Source organism: Pseudomonas moraviensis subsp. stanleyae (assembly GCF_036283065.1).
Lineage (GTDB): Bacteria > Pseudomonadota > Gammaproteobacteria > Pseudomonadales > Pseudomonadaceae > Aquipseudomonas > Aquipseudomonas stanleyae.
In genome coordinates this window covers 305,519-323,091 of the sequence record NZ_JAADJI010000008.1, presented here as the reverse complement: position 1 = coordinate 323,091, position 17,573 = coordinate 305,519, and the positions used below count along the sequence as shown (strand labels likewise).

At 60.6% G+C, this 17,573-nt stretch carries 16 protein-coding genes; 13 read left to right on the top strand and 3 right to left on the bottom strand.

The window, feature by feature from the left end; translation table 11 throughout:
* Both GXB78_RS16800 and ccoM read left to right on the top strand, forming a co-directional pair.
* Entirely contained in the window at positions 1–225 is a 225-nt protein-coding gene (locus tag GXB78_RS16800; RefSeq protein WP_329516234.1) for a hypothetical protein, read from the top strand.
* A 144-nt stretch (positions 226–369) separates the two neighbouring features.
* Complete coding sequence (gene ccoM, locus GXB78_RS16795; RefSeq protein ID WP_329516189.1) at positions 370–483, top strand: cytochrome c oxidase subunit CcoM; 114 nt, start codon at positions 370–372, stop codon at positions 481–483.
* A 1,582-nt stretch (positions 484–2,065) separates the two neighbouring features.
* On the opposite strand, the gene GXB78_RS16790 is transcribed toward ccoM, so the two are convergent.
* Entirely contained in the window at positions 2,066–3,541 is a 1,476-nt protein-coding gene (locus tag GXB78_RS16790) for an inorganic phosphate transporter (protein WP_329516188.1), read from the bottom strand.
* Positions 3,542–3,912: 371 nt separating this feature from the next.
* Positions 3,913–4,113 (bottom strand): hypothetical protein, encoded by a 201-nt coding sequence (locus GXB78_RS16785; RefSeq protein WP_008080067.1) that lies wholly within the window; start codon positions 4,111–4,113, stop codon positions 3,913–3,915.
* A gap of 630 nt (positions 4,114–4,743) precedes the next feature.
* On the opposite strand from GXB78_RS16785, the gene pcaR reads away from it, so the two are divergent.
* The 11 genes from pcaR (at position 4,744) to pcaC (ending at position 15,743) form a co-directional block, all read left to right on the top strand.
* Positions 4,744–5,586, top strand: coding sequence for a pca regulon transcriptional regulator PcaR (gene pcaR, locus GXB78_RS16780; RefSeq protein WP_016771343.1), 843 nt, complete (start codon positions 4,744–4,746; stop codon positions 5,584–5,586).
* Between the two features lie 293 nt (positions 5,587–5,879).
* Positions 5,880–7,226 carry an MFS transporter gene (locus GXB78_RS16775; RefSeq protein WP_329516187.1) on the top strand — a complete coding sequence of 449 codons (1,347 nt, stop codon included), beginning with the start codon at positions 5,880–5,882 and terminating at the stop codon, positions 7,224–7,226.
* A 266-nt stretch (positions 7,227–7,492) separates the two neighbouring features.
* Positions 7,493–8,350, top strand: a complete 858-nt coding sequence (locus GXB78_RS16770) for a CoA transferase subunit A (protein ID WP_073475850.1) — start codon at positions 7,493–7,495, stop codon at positions 8,348–8,350.
* Complete coding sequence (locus GXB78_RS16765) at positions 8,347–9,129, top strand: CoA-transferase subunit beta (protein WP_329516233.1); 783 nt, start codon at positions 8,347–8,349, stop codon at positions 9,127–9,129. The genes GXB78_RS16770 and GXB78_RS16765 overlap by 4 nt, the downstream gene beginning before the upstream one ends.
* The gene (gene pcaF, locus GXB78_RS16760) at positions 9,126–10,331 is read left to right on the top strand and encodes a 3-oxoadipyl-CoA thiolase (protein ID WP_329516186.1); all 1,206 of its coding nucleotides are present in this window, start codon (positions 9,126–9,128) and stop codon (positions 10,329–10,331) included. Before GXB78_RS16765 ends, pcaF begins: the two co-directional genes overlap by 4 nt.
* Positions 10,332–10,367: 36 nt before the next feature.
* On the top strand, positions 10,368–11,072 hold the full coding sequence (gene pcaH / locus GXB78_RS16755) for a protocatechuate 3,4-dioxygenase subunit beta (RefSeq protein ID WP_042608189.1): 705 nt from the start codon (positions 10,368–10,370) through the stop codon (positions 11,070–11,072).
* A gap of 1 nt (position 11,073) precedes the next feature.
* A complete protein-coding gene (pcaG, locus tag GXB78_RS16750) occupies positions 11,074–11,640 on the top strand; it encodes a protocatechuate 3,4-dioxygenase subunit alpha (protein ID WP_329516185.1) in 567 nt (188 codons plus the stop codon).
* 191 nt (positions 11,641–11,831) lie between these two features.
* A complete protein-coding gene (locus tag GXB78_RS16745; RefSeq protein WP_329516184.1) occupies positions 11,832–13,127 on the top strand; it encodes an MFS family transporter in 1,296 nt (431 codons plus the stop codon).
* A 45-nt stretch (positions 13,128–13,172) separates the two neighbouring features.
* Positions 13,173–14,537, top strand: a complete 1,365-nt coding sequence (locus GXB78_RS16740) for a 3-carboxy-cis,cis-muconate cycloisomerase (RefSeq protein ID WP_329516183.1) — start codon at positions 13,173–13,175, stop codon at positions 14,535–14,537.
* Positions 14,538–14,548: 11 nt separating this feature from the next.
* Positions 14,549–15,340: a 3-oxoadipate enol-lactonase gene (gene pcaD, locus GXB78_RS16735; protein WP_329516182.1), complete on the top strand. Its 792-nt coding sequence runs from the start codon at positions 14,549–14,551 to the stop codon at positions 15,338–15,340.
* A 10-nt stretch (positions 15,341–15,350) separates the two neighbouring features.
* Complete coding sequence (gene pcaC / locus GXB78_RS16730; RefSeq protein WP_024011942.1) at positions 15,351–15,743, top strand: 4-carboxymuconolactone decarboxylase; 393 nt, start codon at positions 15,351–15,353, stop codon at positions 15,741–15,743.
* 158 nt (positions 15,744–15,901) lie between these two features.
* Here pcaC and GXB78_RS16725 read toward each other — a convergent pair whose 3' ends face one another.
* Positions 15,902–17,161: an OprD family porin gene (locus tag GXB78_RS16725; RefSeq protein ID WP_329516181.1), complete on the bottom strand. Its 1,260-nt coding sequence runs from the start codon at positions 17,159–17,161 to the stop codon at positions 15,902–15,904.
* Positions 17,162–17,573 lie beyond the last annotated feature (412 nt).

Genomic DNA, 17,573 nt, shown 5'->3' with positions numbered 1-17,573 from the left:
ATGATTGGCGCAATCCTGCCGGTGATCGGCAGCTGTTATCTCTTTTGCGATGTGCCGAACGCCATGAGCCAAGACGACAAACTGATCGACCTCAGCACCGAACGCGCCAAGCGTGTGCATGACCTCAACGAAAAGCGCCTGAACGAAGTGCGCCAGGCTTTTGAGCAGGCGATGCCGTTGGGAAAAGCCAAGAAAAAGTCGAAGAACAAGCCGAAAAAGCGTTGATCTCCCGCTGCATCCATTGATGCAGGTCAGTTATTTCCCCTCCTTTAATTCCCTTCGTTGCGGATATTGATCCTGGTCAATGTGCGCGTCTGTGTGTTTGCTAATTTGAATCCATCGCAGCAAAGCAGGGCCAGGAGGCCAGTCATGTTTTTCGATAACGTGGTGTTTGCCGGGGTTCTGACGGTGGGGCTCATGGTGCTGTTTTTTGCAGGGTTTGGATTTTTTATCTGGAGGGATGCGCATAAGCGGCGCAAGTGAGTTCTTCTGGATTTGATGGGCACGCAAGGCATTTTGGGGCGACTTCGGTTGCCCCTTTTTTTTGTGCCTTGGCGGCCTTTGGGCCGACCAGGCTCTGGTTGGTGTGGGTGAATATCTGGATGTTTTGCTGCGGCGGCTTACGGTTTCGCCCTTACGGCGAGGCACTTTTTCCAGACGCCCGGAATGCCGGCCCAGAAAAAAGTACCCAAAAAGGCTTGCTCCTGCGTTCGGCCCTCGCAGGCTCGGGTTCCTTCGCTGCGGGATCGATCCGGGCGCAGCGGCTCCGGTTTGCTTCGCTGCACCTCCTTCCGCTGTATACGACTGCGTCGTACGGTCGCTGCGCTCCCACGCCCGGATCAATCCCTCCACTCAGCCTTCCGACGTCGCCCGTGGATCAAGATCAAAAGCGGTACTCGAGCTTGCGCTCATTGTTTTGAGTGGTGAAAAGCGTGTGGTCTGCTTTGGATCTGTGTTGGATTCGCCCCTCATCGGAACGCCGCCCGCCCAGCCCTCTCCCGAGGGAGAGGGGGCCGATTTTTGGGCTTTTCAAAATCTGTGTTCGACGCGGTATCGCACGTCGGCGTATTTCGCCTAAACACCTCGGTCAGTCCCCTCTCCCTCCGGGAGAGGGCTAGGGTGAGGGGGCTTTTGATTTTCTGCATATTTGCATTCGACGCGGTATCGCACGTCGGCGTATTTCGCCTAAACACCTCGGTCAGTCCCCTCTCCCTTCGGGAGAGGGCTAGGGTGAGGGGGCTTTTGATTTTCTGCATATTTGCATTCGACTCGGTATCTCAGGTCGGCGTACTTCGCCTGTACAACTCGGTCAGTTCCCTCTCCCTCCGGGAAAGGGCTAGGGTGAGGGGCTTTTGATTTTCTGCATATTCGCATTCGACTCGGTATCTCAGGTCGGCGTACTTCGCCTATACACCTCGGTCAGTCCCCTCTCCCTCTGGGAGAGGGCTAGGGTGAGGGGGCTTTTGATCTTCTGCATATTGCACTCGACTCGGTATCTCAGGTCGCCGTACTTCGGATGTACAACTCGGTCAGTCCCCTCTCCCTCTGGGAGAGGGCTAGGGTGAGGAGGCTTTTGATCTTCTGCATATTGCATTCGACTCGGTATCTCAGGTCGCCGTACTTCGGATGTACAACTCGGTCAGTCCCCTCTCCCTCTGGGAGAGGGCTAGGGTGAGGGGCTCTTGATTTGGCTTTTGCTTTTGCTCTTGCTCTGGCTTTTGATCTTTTGCCCCTTCGGCAGGCTTCGTTACGGGATCGATCCGGGCGTGGGAGCGCAGCGACCGTACGACGCAGTCGTACACAGCGAGAGGAGGTGCAGCGAAGCAAACCGGAGGCGCTGCGCCCGGATCGGTCCCGTAACGAAGGTACCCCGAGCCCCAGCGAGCGGGCCGTACGCCGGGGCAAAGCCTTTTGGGTTACCTTTTCGGCGTTTGGAAAAGGTGACTCGCTGTAAGAGCGAAACCATAAGAAGCCCTTACCGCAGCAACGGATATACACACAATCTCAAAACCAAAAAAAAGGCGCGATTCCAAAGAATCGCGCCTCCTTCACAAGCAGCAATCGATCAACTACCCAACGCCTTCGAAGCCAACCAGAACAATCCGGCCGACAGCGCCACAGTCGCCGGCAGGGTCAACACCCAGGCCAGCAGAATAGTCTTCACTGTGCCACCCTGCAGACCGCTCTTGTTGGCAACCATGGTCCCGGCCACACCCGAAGACAACACATGAGTGGTCGAAACCGGCAGGCTGAAAATGTTGGCCATGCCGATCAGACTGGCCGTGGTGATCTGCGCCGACATGCCCTGCGAATAGGTCATGCCCTGCTTGCCGATCTTCTCGCCAATGGTCAGCACCACGCGTTTCCAGCCAACCATGGTGCCCAGGCCCAGTGCCAGGGCGACCGCCAGAATCACCCAGAACGGCGCGTATTCGGTGGTGGTGGTCAGGTCTTTGCGCAGCTTGTCCAGGTCAGCCTTTTCACGGGCTTCCAGGCCAGGCAATTTGCCGACCTTCTTCGCCGTGTCGTCCAGGCAGAGCAGGTAGCGACGCACTTCGATGCGGCTTTCCGACGACAGCGCATGGTAGTCCGCTACACCTTTAAGGGTGTGCAGCAGGGCGGTGATGGTCGGTTCGGTCTGCTGCGGGTTGCAGCGGAATTTCTCCGGCAGGTCGCCTTCCACGCTCTTGCCCAGGGCCAGGAACTCACCCAGCGAATCGGCGTTGCGCTGGTAGAACTGGCTCAGGTGCAGGGTCGCGTCGCGGGTGCGTTCGATCTGGTAGGTGGTGCTGTTCAGATCGAGTACGAACTGCGCCGGTACGATACCGATCAGCACCAGCATGATCAGGCCGATGCCTTTCTGGCCGTCGTTGGAACCGTGCACGAAGCTCACGGCCATGGCCGAGATCACCAGGACCAGGCGATTCCAGAACGGCGGATGCTTTTTGTCATCGATCTTGCGGCGCTGTTCCGGCGTCTTGTGCATCTTCGACAGCGGGCGCCACCACTTCAGGCCGATCAGCACCAGCGCGGCGATGAGGAAGCCGGCCATTGGCGAAAACACCAGCGAGGCGCCGATGTCGATCGCTTTCTGCCAGTTCACGCCATCTCTCAACGGGATGTCGTTGATCAGTGCGTTGGCCAGGCCGACACCGAGGATCGAGCCGATCAGGGTGTGCGAGCTGGAAGCCGGGATCCCGAAGTACCAGGTGCCCAAATTCCAGGCGATTGCCGCGGCGAGCAACGAGAACACCATCGCCAGGCCATGGCCGGTGTTCACATTGATCAGCAGCTCAACCGGCAGCAGATGGACAATGGCATACGCCACACCCACGCCGCCCAGCAGCACGCCGAGGAAATTGAACACACCGGAAAAGAACACCGCCAGGTGCGGCGGCATGGCTTTGGTGTAGATAACAGTGGCTACCGCGTTAGCGGTGTCATGAAATCCATTGATGAACTCGAAGGCGAGGACAAACGTCAGGGCGAGCAAGAGGCTCACAAGCACCCAAGCATCCAGTCCGCTGAATAAATCGATCATGAAGGTTTTCTGACCCGGTCGTAAGGGGGCGCGATTATGCCAGAAAAGACAGGAAATCGATGCCCCGTCTGCTCACTGGTCACACGCTTCTTCGATTTAATTTGTTGCAGGGCGTGAAAACCGAGCAGTCCGCAGGGTTTTTCAACTCTTTGATTTTATTGGATAAATATGATTTTTAAGGTGGTTTTTCCGACACCGCATCGGCTCAAACGTTTGTCTGAAATATCTCTGAAACCTGTGGGACGTTCGTTCTTGAGCCACACAATAGCGATGCAGCCGCTGCCCGCGGGTAGCGGGCGCGCGAGGTGTCGTCCTGCCACCGCGCTGTAGTCGAGGTGGACGCCGACTTTCGAATGCTCAACCGCCGTGACTCATGGCTCTTCGGCTTTGAGTTCCTTTTCGATCTTTTCGATTTCCTGCTTGAACACCTGATCCTGAACGGTAGGGCGCTTGCGCCATGCCTTGCGTTCCGGTTCCGGCTGAGCGGCGTAGGTGGTGACTTCCCCGCCGTAAACTTCCTTGTAACGTTGTTCCTGGCGCTCTAGTTCCGCGCGCAGTTCGTCTTTCGTCACGGTGCTACCTGTATGAGTTGAATTGAATATCCGGTGAAACACACTGCAACGAGTCAATTGCGCGCCCCCGCCAGTCATCCACAGCCTGATCAGGCAGGGTGACATTGCAGAGGCGATCAAGACTTCCGTGTTACAGGCGGCTACGGCACCAGATTAAAACTGACGCAGCATCAGTTTCCTGTTTCAGCGAGCGCTGGCGTTGCATGAGTAATGAGCGCCGGGCGCTGGCCGGAGCTGAGACGAAGGGCCTCGTTTCAGCAAGTCGCGGCTTTTGATTAAAGCGCCGTGACCAAGGTGCATTATAGCGGTCGATTCGGGAATGACTATCTTTGCCAAGTTAAAAACGGTTCTGAATGTGTGATGGTTTTGTGGCTGGCAAGTTTCTTCGCTAGTTAAGTGTAAAGACAGCGTTATAGAACAGGCGTTCTGTTTTTGGCGCCATTAACTCGAACAACTAAGTTGCGCGCAGAATCGATTAAGTGGCTTCAAGGCAAGCAAAGAGCCCGCTGTGCCGGATTGCGATTATCGGTCGGCGGTTCGATAATCGCCCAATGTTGGCTTCCCGGTGCTTGTGCATCGCGCGGCGAGCCGTTTGACTAGGCATTGATGCGTGCCGGACAAGGACAAGAAATGAACGATCAAATGCGCAACTCCTTCACGTCGGTGGCGCCGCCCATCGTTGCCTCGCCGGCCAAGCGCATTCAGGCGCTGACCGGTGATCCGGATTTCATGACTTCGCTGGCCCGTGGCCTGGCGGTGGTGCAGGCATTTCAGGAGCGCAAGCGCCACCTGACCATTGCACAGATCAGCCATCGTACGGAGATCCCCCGCGCTGCCGTACGCCGTTGCCTGCACACGCTGATCAAGCTCGGCTACGCCACCACCGACGGTCGCACCTATTCGTTGCTGCCCAAGGTGCTGACCCTCGGCCATGCCTATCTGTCCTCGACGCCACTGGCGGTTTCCGCCCAGCCCTATCTCGACCGCATGAGCGAGCAATTGCACGAAGCCTGCAACATGGCGACGCTGGAGGGCGATGACATTCTCTATATCGCTCGTTCGGCGACCACTCAACGATTGATCTCGGTCGACCTTTCGGTCGGTGGGCGGCTGCCGGCGTATTGCACGTCGATGGGGCGGATTCTGCTGGCCGCGCTGGACGACACATCCCTGGGCGAATACCTCGACCACGCTGAACTGGTGGCCAAGACCAGTCGCACCATTCACACCCCCGACGCTTTGCTCGAATGCCTGCAGCAGGTGCGTCAGCAGGGCTGGTGCATTGTCGATCAGGAACTGGAACAGGGCCTGCGCTCGATCGCCGTGCCGGTGTACGACGCCTCCGGGCAAGTGGTCGCAGCGCTGAATGTCAGCACCCACGCCGGGCGGGTCAGCCGTGCCGAGCTGGAGCAGCGCTTTCTGCCGGGCCTGCTCAGCGCCAGTCGCGACCTCAGTGCGCAGTTGTTTGCCTGATGAACCTGTTCGATAAACGCACAGTGTTGCGTTTATCGAATTGACGCTAAAACCCCCGGATCATTAATGTCGCGGCAGCGTCATCCGGCGCTGATGTGAATGAGCCCGCCGGACTGTCGACCCTATAATAATGACAAGAGGCAACTCATCATGCGCCCGATTTCCGTCTGTCTGTGTTTCACCCGTTGTTGCCGGGTCCCGCGCAACGCCTGATTACAACCTTCTATTCTTGTGACCGTGCCGTGCTCTGGCCGGCCGCCGTTCGACTGCGTTTTTTGCGTGGAATAAAAATAATGAACCAGCCTCAGTCCGCTGTGGGTAACTGCCTCGATGTGCAGACCTTCATCAACGCCCAACCAATCTCGCGCTATCAGTGGCGAGTGGTGATTTTGTGTTTCCTGATCGTATTTCTCGACGGCCTCGACACCGCCGCCATGGGTTTCATCGCCCCGGCGCTGTCGCAGGACTGGGGCATCGATCGCGCCAGCCTCGGTCCGGTGATGAGCGCCGCGCTGATCGGCATGGTCTTCGGTGCACTCGGCTCCGGCCCTTTGGCTGACCGCTTCGGGCGCAAAGTCGTACTCGTCGGTGCGGTGATTCTGTTCGGCGGCTTCAGCCTGGCCTCGGCGTACAGCACCAACGTCGAACAACTGCTGGTGTTGCGCTTTCTGACCGGTCTCGGCCTCGGCGCGGGCATGCCCAATGCCACGACGCTGCTCTCGGAATACACCCCGGAGCGCAAGAAGTCGCTGCTGGTGACGAGCATGTTCTGCGGCTTCAACCTCGGCATGGCCGGCGGTGGTTTCATCTCGGCAAAACTGATCCCGGCATTCGGCTGGCACGCATTGCTGATGATCGGCGGGATCCTGCCGCTGATCCTGGCTGTGGTGCTGGTGTTCTGGCTGCCGGAATCGGCGCGTTACCTGGTGGTGCGCAACCGTGGCACCGACAAAGTACGCAAGACCCTCGCACCGATCGATCCGATTACCGTCGCCCAGGCTGCGAGCTTCAGCGTGCCGGAACAGAAAACCGTCAAGGCACGCAATGTCTTTGCGGTGATCTTCTCCGGCGCTTACAGCACCGGCACGCTGCTGTTGTGGCTGACCTATTTCATGGGTCTGGTGATCGTCTACCTGCTGACCAGTTGGCTGCCGACGCTGATGCGCGACAGTGGCGCGAGCATGGAGCAGGCTGCGTTCATCGGTGCCTTGTTCCAGTTTGGCGGCGTGTTGAGCGCGGTCGGAGTGGGCTGGGCGATGGACCGCTTCAATCCGCACAAGGTCATCGGCATTTTCTATCTGCTCGCCGGGGTGTTTGCCTACGCGGTAGGGCAGAGTCTGGGCAACATCACCCTGCTGGCGACGCTGGTGCTGGTGGCGGGCATGTGCGTCAACGGCGCGCAATCGGCGATGCCGTCGCTGGCAGCGCGGTTCTACCCGACCCAGGGTCGCGCGACCGGGGTGTCGTGGATGCTCGGCATCGGCCGCTTTGGCGCGATTCTCGGCGCGTGGATGGGCGCGACGTTGCTGGGCCTGGGCTGGAATTTCGAGCAGGTGCTGACCGCACTGGTGATCCCGGCCGGTCTGGCCACGGCGGCGGTGCTGATCAAGGGCATGGTCAGTCATGCGGATGCGACCTGACCGGGCATGAATCTTTATTGAACATGCCGGCCTCTTCGCGAGCAGGCTCGCTCCCACTCTGGAATGCATTTCCCTGTGGGAGCGAGCCTGCTCGCGAAGCTTTTGATCTGATTGTTAGGTGAACAACAATCCGTTCGATAAACGAACACTCAGTCGATTATCGGATTGTTTGGCGATTTTCCCAGGCTTAATCTTCAGTGACTCCGGCGCCGAACCTCGCGCCTTTTTATCACTGGCGATTCCTTACAAGAACAGGAGCCCGCTCCATGGCTGAGATCCTTTCGCTGCACGACGCGGTGAAGCAATTCGTCAACGACGGCGATACCGTCGCCCTCGAAGGCTTCACTCACCTGATCCCTACGGCAGCGGGTCATGAAATCATTCGTCAAGGCAAGAAAGATCTGACGCTGGTGCGGATGACGCCCGACCTGATCTACGACCAACTGATCGGCGCCGGTTGCGCGCGCAAACTGATTTTCTCCTGGGGTGGCAACCCGGGCGTGGGCTCGCTGCACCGTCTGCGGGACGCGGTCGAGAAGCAATGGCCGCACCCGCTGGAAATCGAAGAGCACAGCCACGCCGACCTCGCCAACGCTTACGTTGCCGGCGCATCCGGCCTGCCGTTCGCGGTGCTGCGTGCCTACGCCGGTTCCGACCTGCCAAAGGTCAATCCGCTGATCAAAACCGTGACCTGCCCGTTCACCGGCGAAGTGCTGGCGGCGGTGCCATCGGTACGTCCCGACGTCACCGTGATCCACGCGCAGAAGGCCGACCGCAAGGGCAACGTGTTGCTCTGGGGCATTCTCGGTGTGCAGAAAGAAGCTGCGCTGGCCGCCAAGCGTTGCATCGTCACCGTGGAAGAAATCGTCGACGACCTCAACGCACCGATGAACGCCTGCGTACTGCCGACCTGGGCCTTGAGCGCGGTTTGCCATGTGCCGGGTGGCGCGCATCCGTCCTACGCCCACGGTTACACCGAGCGTGACAATCGTTTCTATCAGGCGTGGGACCCGATCGCTCGCGACCGTGAGACGTTTACCGCGTGGATCAACGAATACATCCATGGCTGCGCTGACTTCAGCGAATTCCAGGCCAAGTTGGCCGCTGCTTCGGAGGCCAAATAATGACTTACACCACCAATGAAATGATGACCGTCGCTGCGGCCCGTCGCCTGAAGAACGGCTCGGTATGCTTCGTCGGCATCGGCCTGCCGTCGAAAGCCGCCAACCTTGCGCGCCTGACTTCATCGCCGGACGTAGTGCTGATTTACGAATCCGGCCCGATTGGCGCCAAGCCGAGCGTGCTGCCGCTGTCGATCGGTGACGGCGAGCTGGCCGAGACCGCCGACACTGTCGTGCCGACCGGTGAGATTTTTCGCTATTGGCTGCAGGGCGGGCGCATCGACGTCGGTTTTCTCGGCGCCGCCCAGGTCGACCGTTTCGGCAATATCAACACCACCGTGGTCGGCGACTACCATGCGCCGAAAGTGCGCCTGCCGGGTGCCGGTGGCGCGCCGGAAATTGCCGGTTCGGCGAAAAGCGTGCTGATCATTCTTAAACAGTCGGCGCGTTCGTTTGTCGACAAACTCGATTTCATCACCTCCGTCGGTCACGGCGAGGGTGGCGATTCGCGCAAACGTCTGGGCCTGCCGGGTGCCGGCCCGGTGGGGATCATCACCGACCTGTGCATCATGGAACCGGAGGAGGGCACTAACGAGTTCGTGGTCACCGCGTTGCATCCGGGCGTGACCCGCGAGCAAGTGGTCGCCGCCACCGGTTGGGCGATCCGTTTTGCCGACTCTGTTGAAACCACCGCTGAGCCGACCGAAGTCGAGCTGACGGCGCTGCGTGATCTTGAAGCGCGCACCGCCGCCGCCCATGGTCAGGCACCGGGAGAAGCATGATGCGTGACGTGTATATCTGCGACGCGATTCGCACCCCTATCGGCCGTTTCGGCGGCGCACTGTCTGCCGTTCGCGCCGATGACCTGGCCGCCGTGCCGATCAAAGCCTTGATGGAGCGCAATCCATCGGTGGACTGGAACGCCGTCGATGAAGTGTTCCTCGGCTGCGCCAACCAGGCCGGCGAAGACAACCGCAACGTTGCGCGCATGGCATTGCTGCTCGCCGGTCTGCCGGACAGCGTGCCGGGCGTGACGCTCAATCGCCTCTGCGCTTCGGGCATGGACGCCATCGGCACCGCATTCCGCGCCATCGCCAGCGGCGAGATGGAGCTGGCGATTGCCGGCGGCGTCGAGTCGATGTCGCGCGCGCCGTTCGTGATGGGCAAGGCGGACGCGGCGTTCTCGCGCAACATGAAACTGGAAGACACCACCATCGGCTGGCGTTTCATCAACCCGCTGATGAAGGCGCAGTACGGCGTGGATGCGATGCCGCAGACCGCTGACAACGTCGCCGACGACTACAAAGTCTCGCGCGAAGATCAGGACGCCTTTGCCCTGCGCAGTCAGCAACGTACTGCTGCCGCTCAGGCCGCCGGTTACTTCGCGGAAGAAATCGTCGAAGTGCGCATCGCTCATAAAAAGGGCGAAACCGTGGTCAGCCAGGACGAACATCCGCGTGCCGACACCACGATTGAAGCGCTGGCCAAGCTGAAACCGGTCAACGGCGCGGACAAAACCGTCACCGCCGGCAATGCCTCCGGGGTCAACGATGGCGCCGCGGCACTGATTCTGGCGTCAGCCGAAGCGGTGAAAAAACACGGCCTGACCGCCCGCGCGAAAGTGCTCGGCATGGCCAGCGCCGGCGTCGCACCGCGGGTGATGGGCATCGGCCCGGTGCCGGCGGTGCGCAAACTGACCGAGCGCCTCGGCGTGGCGGTCAGCGATTTCGACGTGATCGAACTCAACGAGGCGTTTGCCAGCCAGGGCCTGGCGGTGCTGCGCGAGTTGGGGCTGGCCGACGATGCGCCGCAGGTCAACCCGAATGGCGGCGCGATCGCTCTCGGTCACCCGTTGGGCATGAGCGGTGCGCGGCTGGTGCTGACCGCGTTGCATCATCTGGAAAAGACCGCTGGCAAGAAAGGTCTGGCGACCATGTGCGTCGGTGTCGGCCAGGGTCTGGCCTTGGCCATCGAACGCGTCTGACGCGCTGCGGCACTTACAAGAACTGAGGAAAGCGAAATGACTGACAAGCCTGGTTACCGTCGCCCACAGGCAGGCACTCAGCCTGACTACCTGCACCCGACGTATCAATCCACCAACCTGCGCTCGCCGTCCAAGCCTTTGGTGTACCTGCCCCATTCACTCTCGGAAATCACCGGGCCGACCATTGGTGCCGAACATGTTGCCGAGAAAGACAACGATCTGACTGCGCAGCACGCTGGCGAGCCGTTGGGCGAGCGCATCATCATTCACGGCCGCGTGCTCGACGAAGACGGCCTACCGGTGCCGGGGATTCTGGTGGAGATCTGGCAGGCCAACGCCGCCGGCCGCTACAACCATGCCCGCGACCTGCACGACGCGCCGCTGGACCCGAACTTCACCGGCACTGGCCGCACCGTCACCGATGCCGACGGCTGGTACCAGTTCCAGACCATCAAGCCCGGCGCCTATCCGTGGGGCAACCACCACAACGCCTGGCGCCCGGCGCACATCCATTTTTCCCTGTTCGGGCCGAGCATCCTCACCCGACTGGTCACGCAAATGTACTTCCCCGGCGACCCGTTGCTGGCGTATGACCCGATCTACAACTGCGTGCCGGACACCTCGGCCAAGGAACGCCTGATCGCCAGTTTCGATCTGGAAAAAACCATTCCGTCCTACGCCCTCGGTTACCGCTGGGACATCGTGCTGCGTGGGCGTGAAGCCACGCCGATGGAGAAATAAGATGACCCTCTATGCGACCACGTCCCACACCGTCGGGCCGTATTACCACATCGGCCTGACCTGGCTGAACCGTGAAACCCTGGCCAATGAGCTGACCCTTGGCGAGCGCGTGGCGATCAGCGGCCAGGTTGTGGATGGCAATGGCGATGTCGTCAACGACGCCATGCTCGAAGTCTGGCAGGCCAACGCCGCTGGCAAGTACGACCACCCGGAAGATCAGCAGGACAAACCGCTCGACCCAAATTTCGAGGGCTTCGGCCGGGTGCCGGTGGACGCGGAAGGGCGCTTCCGTTTCACCACGATCAAACCCGGCACCGTGCCCGGCCTGAAAGGCTCGACCCAGGCGCCGCATCTGGTGGTGCTGGTGTTTGCCCGTGGTCTGGTCAAGCATTTGCTGACGCGGATTTATTTTGAGGGTGAGCCGGCGAACGTTGCTGATCCGTTGTTGGAGTGTGTGCCGGCAGAGCGTCGCGCAACGTTGCTGGCCAAGCAGGATGCCTCGGGTGTCTACCAGTGGAATGTGGTTCTGCAGGGCACCGATGCCGAGACGGTGTTCTTCGATTATTGAAGAACACCGTCCATCCCCTGTGGGAGCGAGCCTGCTCGCGAAAGCGGTGGGTCAACCAGCACACATGTCGTCTGGCACTCCCTCTTCGCGAGCAGGCTCGCTCCCACAGGGGAACGATCAATACCGGATGTGGAACGGGACTGTTGCAAAGTATGTCTAGACTGTGACTGTCCCTTTCGAGTGAAAAAACAATGACAACGCCCACCTCCCATTACACCGGGGAAGAGCGCAGCAAGCGCATCTTCGCCATTGTCGGCGCTTCGTCCGGCAACCTCGTCGAATGGTTCGACTTCTACGTCTACGCCTTCTGCGCGATCTATTTCGCCCCGGCGTTCTTCCCCTCCGACAACCCGACTGTGCAATTGGTCAACACCGCCGGCGTGTTCGCTGCCGGGTTCCTGATGCGGCCGATTGGCGGCTGGATCTTCGGCCGCGTCGCTGACAAGCACGGGCGCAAGAATTCGATGCTCATCTCGATTCTGATGATGTGCTTCGGCTCGCTGCTGATTGCCTGTCTGCCGACCTACAAGGACATCGGCGTCTGGGCGCCGGTGCTGTTGCTGTTCGCGCGCTTGCTGCAAGGCCTGTCGGTCGGCGGCGAGTACGGCACCACCGCGACTTACATGAGTGAAGTCGCGCTCAAGGGCCAGCGCGGTTTCTTCGCCTCGTTCCAGTACGTGACGCTGATTGGCGGACAGCTGCTGGCGGTGTCGCTGGTGGTGGTGCTGCAACAATTTCTCACTGAAGAAGACCTGCGTGCCTACGGCTGGCGGATTCCGTTCGTGGTCGGTGCGGTGGCGGCGCTGATTTCGCTGTTCCTGCGTCGTTCGCTGAAAGAAACCACCAACGAAGAAACCCGCGCGCACAAGGACGCTGGCAGCATCACCGCGCTGTTCCGCGACCACAAAGCGGCGTTCATCACCGTGCTTGGTTACACCGCTGGCGGCTCGTTGATTTTCTACACCTTCACCACCTACATGCAGAAATACCTGGTGAACACCGCCGGCATGCACGCCAAGACCGCCAGCTACATCATGACCGGCGCGCTGTTCCTCTATATGTGCATGCAGCCGCTGTTCGGCATGCTTGCCGACAAGATCGGCCGGCGTAATTCGATGCTCTGGTTCGGCGCGCTCGGCACGCTGTTCACCGTGCCGATTCTGCTCAGCCTGAAAAGCATCAGCAGCCCGTTCCTCGCCTTCGTGCTGATTACCCTGGCGCTGGCGATCGTCAGTTTCTACACCTCGATCAGCGGTCTGGTGAAAGCCGAGATGTTCCCGCCGGAAGTCCGCGCGCTTGGTGTCGGTCTGGCTTACGCAGTGGCCAATGCAATCTTCGGCGGCTCGGCGGAATTCGTTGCCTTGAGCCTCAAGGCCGGCGGCATGGAAAACGCCTTCTACTGGTACGTCACGGCGATGATGGCGGTCGCTTTCCTGTTCAGCCTGCGGTTGCCCAGGCAGGCGAAGTATTTGCACCACGATCTGTAAACTCATGTGCGCGGGCGATCAGGCCCGCGCCGGCAAGGACTGTTTATGACTCAGCGACCGGGCAATCAATTGTTCGATGCCTACTTCACCGCCCACGATATGCGCGAAGTGTTCTGCGATCAGGGCCGGGTGCAGGCGATGCTCGATTTCGAAGCGGCGCTGGCCCGGGCCGAGGCGCGGGTCGGGCTGATTCCTTCATCTGCCGTGGCGCCGATTGCTGCAGCGTGCGACGCGGGTCTGTATGACTTCGGGGCGTTGGGCGAGGCGATTGCCACGGCCGGCAATTCAGCGATTCCGCTGGTCAAGGCTTTGGGCAAACAGATTGCCGCGAGCGAAGCCGAAGCCGAGCGTTATGTGCATTTGGGCGCGACCAGTCAGGACGTGATGGATTCCGGGCTGGTCCTGCAACTGCGCCAGGCGTTGGCGCTGATCGAAAACCAACTGGCGCAACTGGCCGACTCCCTAGCCGCTCAGGCGCAACGCTTCGCCACCACGCTATTGGCCGGGCGCACCTGGCTGCAACACGCCACGCCGGTGACACTGGGCATGAAAATCGCCGGATGGCTGGGCGCCGTCACGCGCAGCCGCCAGCGTCTGCGAGAACTCAAGCCACGGCTGCTGGTGCTGCAATTCGGCGGCGCGTCCGGCACGCTCGCGGCGCTGGGGGAGCAGGCGTTGCCAATCGCTGAGGCCTTGGCCGAAGAGCTGCAACTGACCTTGCCCGAGCAACCGTGGCACACCCAGCGCGATCGCATCGTCGAGTTCGGCGCGGTGCTTGGCTTGATTGCCGGCAGCCTCGGCAAATTCGGCCGCGACATCAGCCTGTTGATGCAGACCGAGGCGGCGGAAGTGTTCGAGCCAGCGGCACCGGGCAAGGGCGGCTCGTCGACCATGCCGCACAAACGCAACCCGGTCGGCGCGGCGGTGCTGATTGGTGCGGCCACGCGGGTGCCGGGGCTGGTGTCGACGCTGTTCAGCGCCATGCCCCAAGAGCACGAACGCAGCCTCGGTTTGTGGCACGCCGAATGGGAAACCCTGCCGGAGATCTGCTGCCTGGTGTCCGGTTCGTTGCAACAGGCGCGCTTGCTGGCCGATGGTCTGGAAGTCGATGCGGCACGCATGGCCCGCAATCTCGAATTGACCCAAGGTCTGGTGCTGGCCGAAGCGGTGAGCATCGTGCTCGCCCAACGAGTCGGCCGCGACACGGCGCATCATCTGCTCGAACAATGCTGCAAACGCGCGGTGGCCGAGCAACGCCATTTGCGCGCCGTGCTCGCTGACGAGCCGCAAGTCACCGCCGAACTCAGTGGCGCCGAACTCGATGATCTTCTGGACCCCGCGCATTACCTCGGTCAGGCGCAAGGCTGGGTCGAGCGCGCGGTGGCCGAACACAACGCTTTGACTGTCTGAAGGAGAAGGCTGTGGCTTTCGTTCAACTCGCCGATGGCGAACTGCATTACCAAATTGAGGGCCCTGCCGATGCGCCGGTGCTGGTGCTGTCCAACTCGCTGGGCACCGACCTGCATATGTGGGACGCGCAGATGCCGGCGTTCACCGAGCATTTTCGCGTGTTGCGTTTCGACACTCGCGGCCACGGACAATCGCTGGTCACCGAAGGGCCGTACAGCATCGAGCAACTGGGCCACGACGTGCTCGGTCTGCTCGATGCGCTGCACATCGAGCGTGCGCACTTCTGCGGACTGTCGATGGGCGGGCTGATCGGCCAGTGGCTGGGGATCAACGCCGGGCATCGTCTGCACAAACTGATCGTCTGCAACACGGCGGCGAAAATCGGCGATCCATCGGTGTGGGATCCACGCATTGAAACCGTATTGCGCGACGGCCCGGCGGCAATGGTCGCGCTGCGTGATGCTTCGATCGCGCGCTGGTTCACCCCGGACTTTTCGGCGGCGCATCCCGAGGCGGCAAAGAAGATTACCGACATGCTTGCCGCGACCAATCCTCAAGGCTATGCGGCCAACTGCGCCGCCGTGCGCGATGCCGATTTCCGTGAACAGCTGGCTTCGATCAATGTGCCATTGCTGGTGATTGCCGGCAGCGAAGATGCGGTGACGCCGCCGTCCGGCGGGCACTTCATTCGCGACCACGTGCGCGGCGCCGAGTACGCCGAGTTCCATGCGGCGCATTTGTCCAACGTGCAGGCCGGCGCCGATTTCAGCGACCGAGTGCTGGCGTTTCTGCAGGCTCAGTGAGGAAGAATTTGTGGACGAGAAACAACGTTACGACGAAGGCATGCAAGTCCGCCGCGCGGTGCTGGGCGATGCCCACGTCGATCGCAGCCTGACCACGCTGACCGAGTTCAACTCGGAATTCCAGGAGATGATCACCCGCCACGCCTGGGGCGACATCTGGACCCGCCCGGGCTTGCCCCGGCACACCCGCAGCCTGATCACCATCGCCATGCTGATCGGCATGAACCGCGAAGGCGAACTGAAACTGCACCTGCGCGCCGCGGCCAATAACGGCGTGAGCCGTGGCGAGATCAAGGAAGTGATCATGCAGAGCGCGATCTACTGCGGCATCCCGGCGGCGAATGCGACGTTTCATCTGGCGGAATCGGTTTGGGATGAATTGGGGGTTGAATCCCGGGATTGATGTTGCCTGAGCCATCGCCTTCGCGAGCAGGCTCGCTCCCACCTTGGAATGCATTCCCGTGTAGGAGCTGCCGAAGGCTGCGATCTTTTGATCTTGTTTTTAAAAAATCAACATCAAAAGATCGCAGCCTTCGGCAGCTCCTACACGTGATCGGTGGTTTACAGGAGGCTGATCGGGTAGCTGACGATCAACCTATTCTCGTCAAACTCGTTGTTGTTGAAATCCCGGCGCATGGTCGAGTTGCGCCATCTGACGTTCAAATCCTTCAACGTGCCGCTCTGCACCGTGTAACCCAGTTCCGATTCGCGACCCCATTCCTTGCCGTCGGTGATCGTCCCGGTGTGCACGTTGTCGCCACTGATGTAGCGGTTCATCAGGGTCAGGCCGGGGATGCCCATGGCGGCGAAGTTGTAGTCGTGGCGCAGTTGCCAGGAGCGTTCCTGAGCGTTGTCATAACTGGCGTTGTAGCTGTCGTTGGCCAGGGTGCCGCCACTGGTGCCGTTGACCCGCATCCACGCGCTGTCGCCGGTGAGTTTCTGCAGGCCGACGTAGAACGTGTTGCCGCCGTATTTGGCGGAAAACATCCCGTACCAGGTCTTGTTATCGAGATCGCCGGCGCGGGCGCTGCCATCTTCCTTGCCGTAGAAAAAACCGAGGTTGGCGCCCAGCGTCCAGTCGCCCAGTGGCTGGCTGTGCAGCACGTTGAGGTATTGCTGGCTGTAGATGTCCTTGAGTTGCGCGTTCCACACGCCGATCTGCGTGCGCTTGTCGTTGAACAGATATTCGCCGCCCTGGAAGTTGAAACGATCAGAGGTGAACGCGGCTTTGCCGGTCATCGACATGTCGCTCATGCTGCTGTCGTCGCGCGGGCTGTTGGCGCGGAACTGGCCTCCATAGAGGGTCAGGCCAGCGATTTCCTTCGAAGTGATCTGGCCGCCACGAAAAGTCTGCGGCAATGAACGACCATCGTCCGAACGCAGAATCGGCAGCACTGGCATCCACTCGCCGACCTTGACTTCGGTCTGCGAGAGTCTGGCCTTGAACGCGACGTTGGTGCGACCGAAGTTGTCCGCCGGGCGCCCGTCATGGTCCAGCGGCAACAACTGCGTACCGCCCGTGCCTTTGCCGCCATCAAGCTTGACCGAATACAGCCCGAGCACATCCATGCCGAAACCGACGGTGCCTTGGGTGAAGCCGGATTTGGCGTCGAGAATGAAACTCTGCGTCCACTCCTCAGCCTTGCCCTGGGCCTTGGTCGGGTCGGTGAAGTTGCGGTTGATGTAGAAGTTGCGCAGGTTGAGGTTGACCTTCGCGCCTTCAACGAAGCCGCCTTCTTCGGCGCTGGCGGGCAAGGGCAGACCGGCGATGGCCAGGGCGATCACACCGGGCAATGCGTAGGGCACAGGGAAAACTGTCATGGACTTGGGTCTCTCTTGTTTTTTTAGGGCGAACGGCTGCGCTGTCGCGGCGGGTGCGGCGCAGGCGGGAAATGCTGGTTTGAGATGGAGCAGTGGCGGTCAGCCGGGCGGGGCAGGGCGCTGGAACATGGTGTCGAACCTTGTTGTTATTGGTTTTCTGAGGCGAATGGTGAAGGGCCTGTGTGTACGGGTTCAATTGCTGAAAGCGGGTTCTGGGCGGTTATCGAACGCAAGATTCAGCCGGTTTTTGGCTGAATGTGAGGGCCTCATCGCTGGCAAGCCAGCTCCCACAGATATTTGCATCGCTCACAAATTTGGGTACACCACAGAACATTGTGGGAGCTGGCTTGCCAGCGATGAGGCCAGACAAGACAACGCAGTTTTATGGCAGGCAACAAAAAGCCCACCAAAA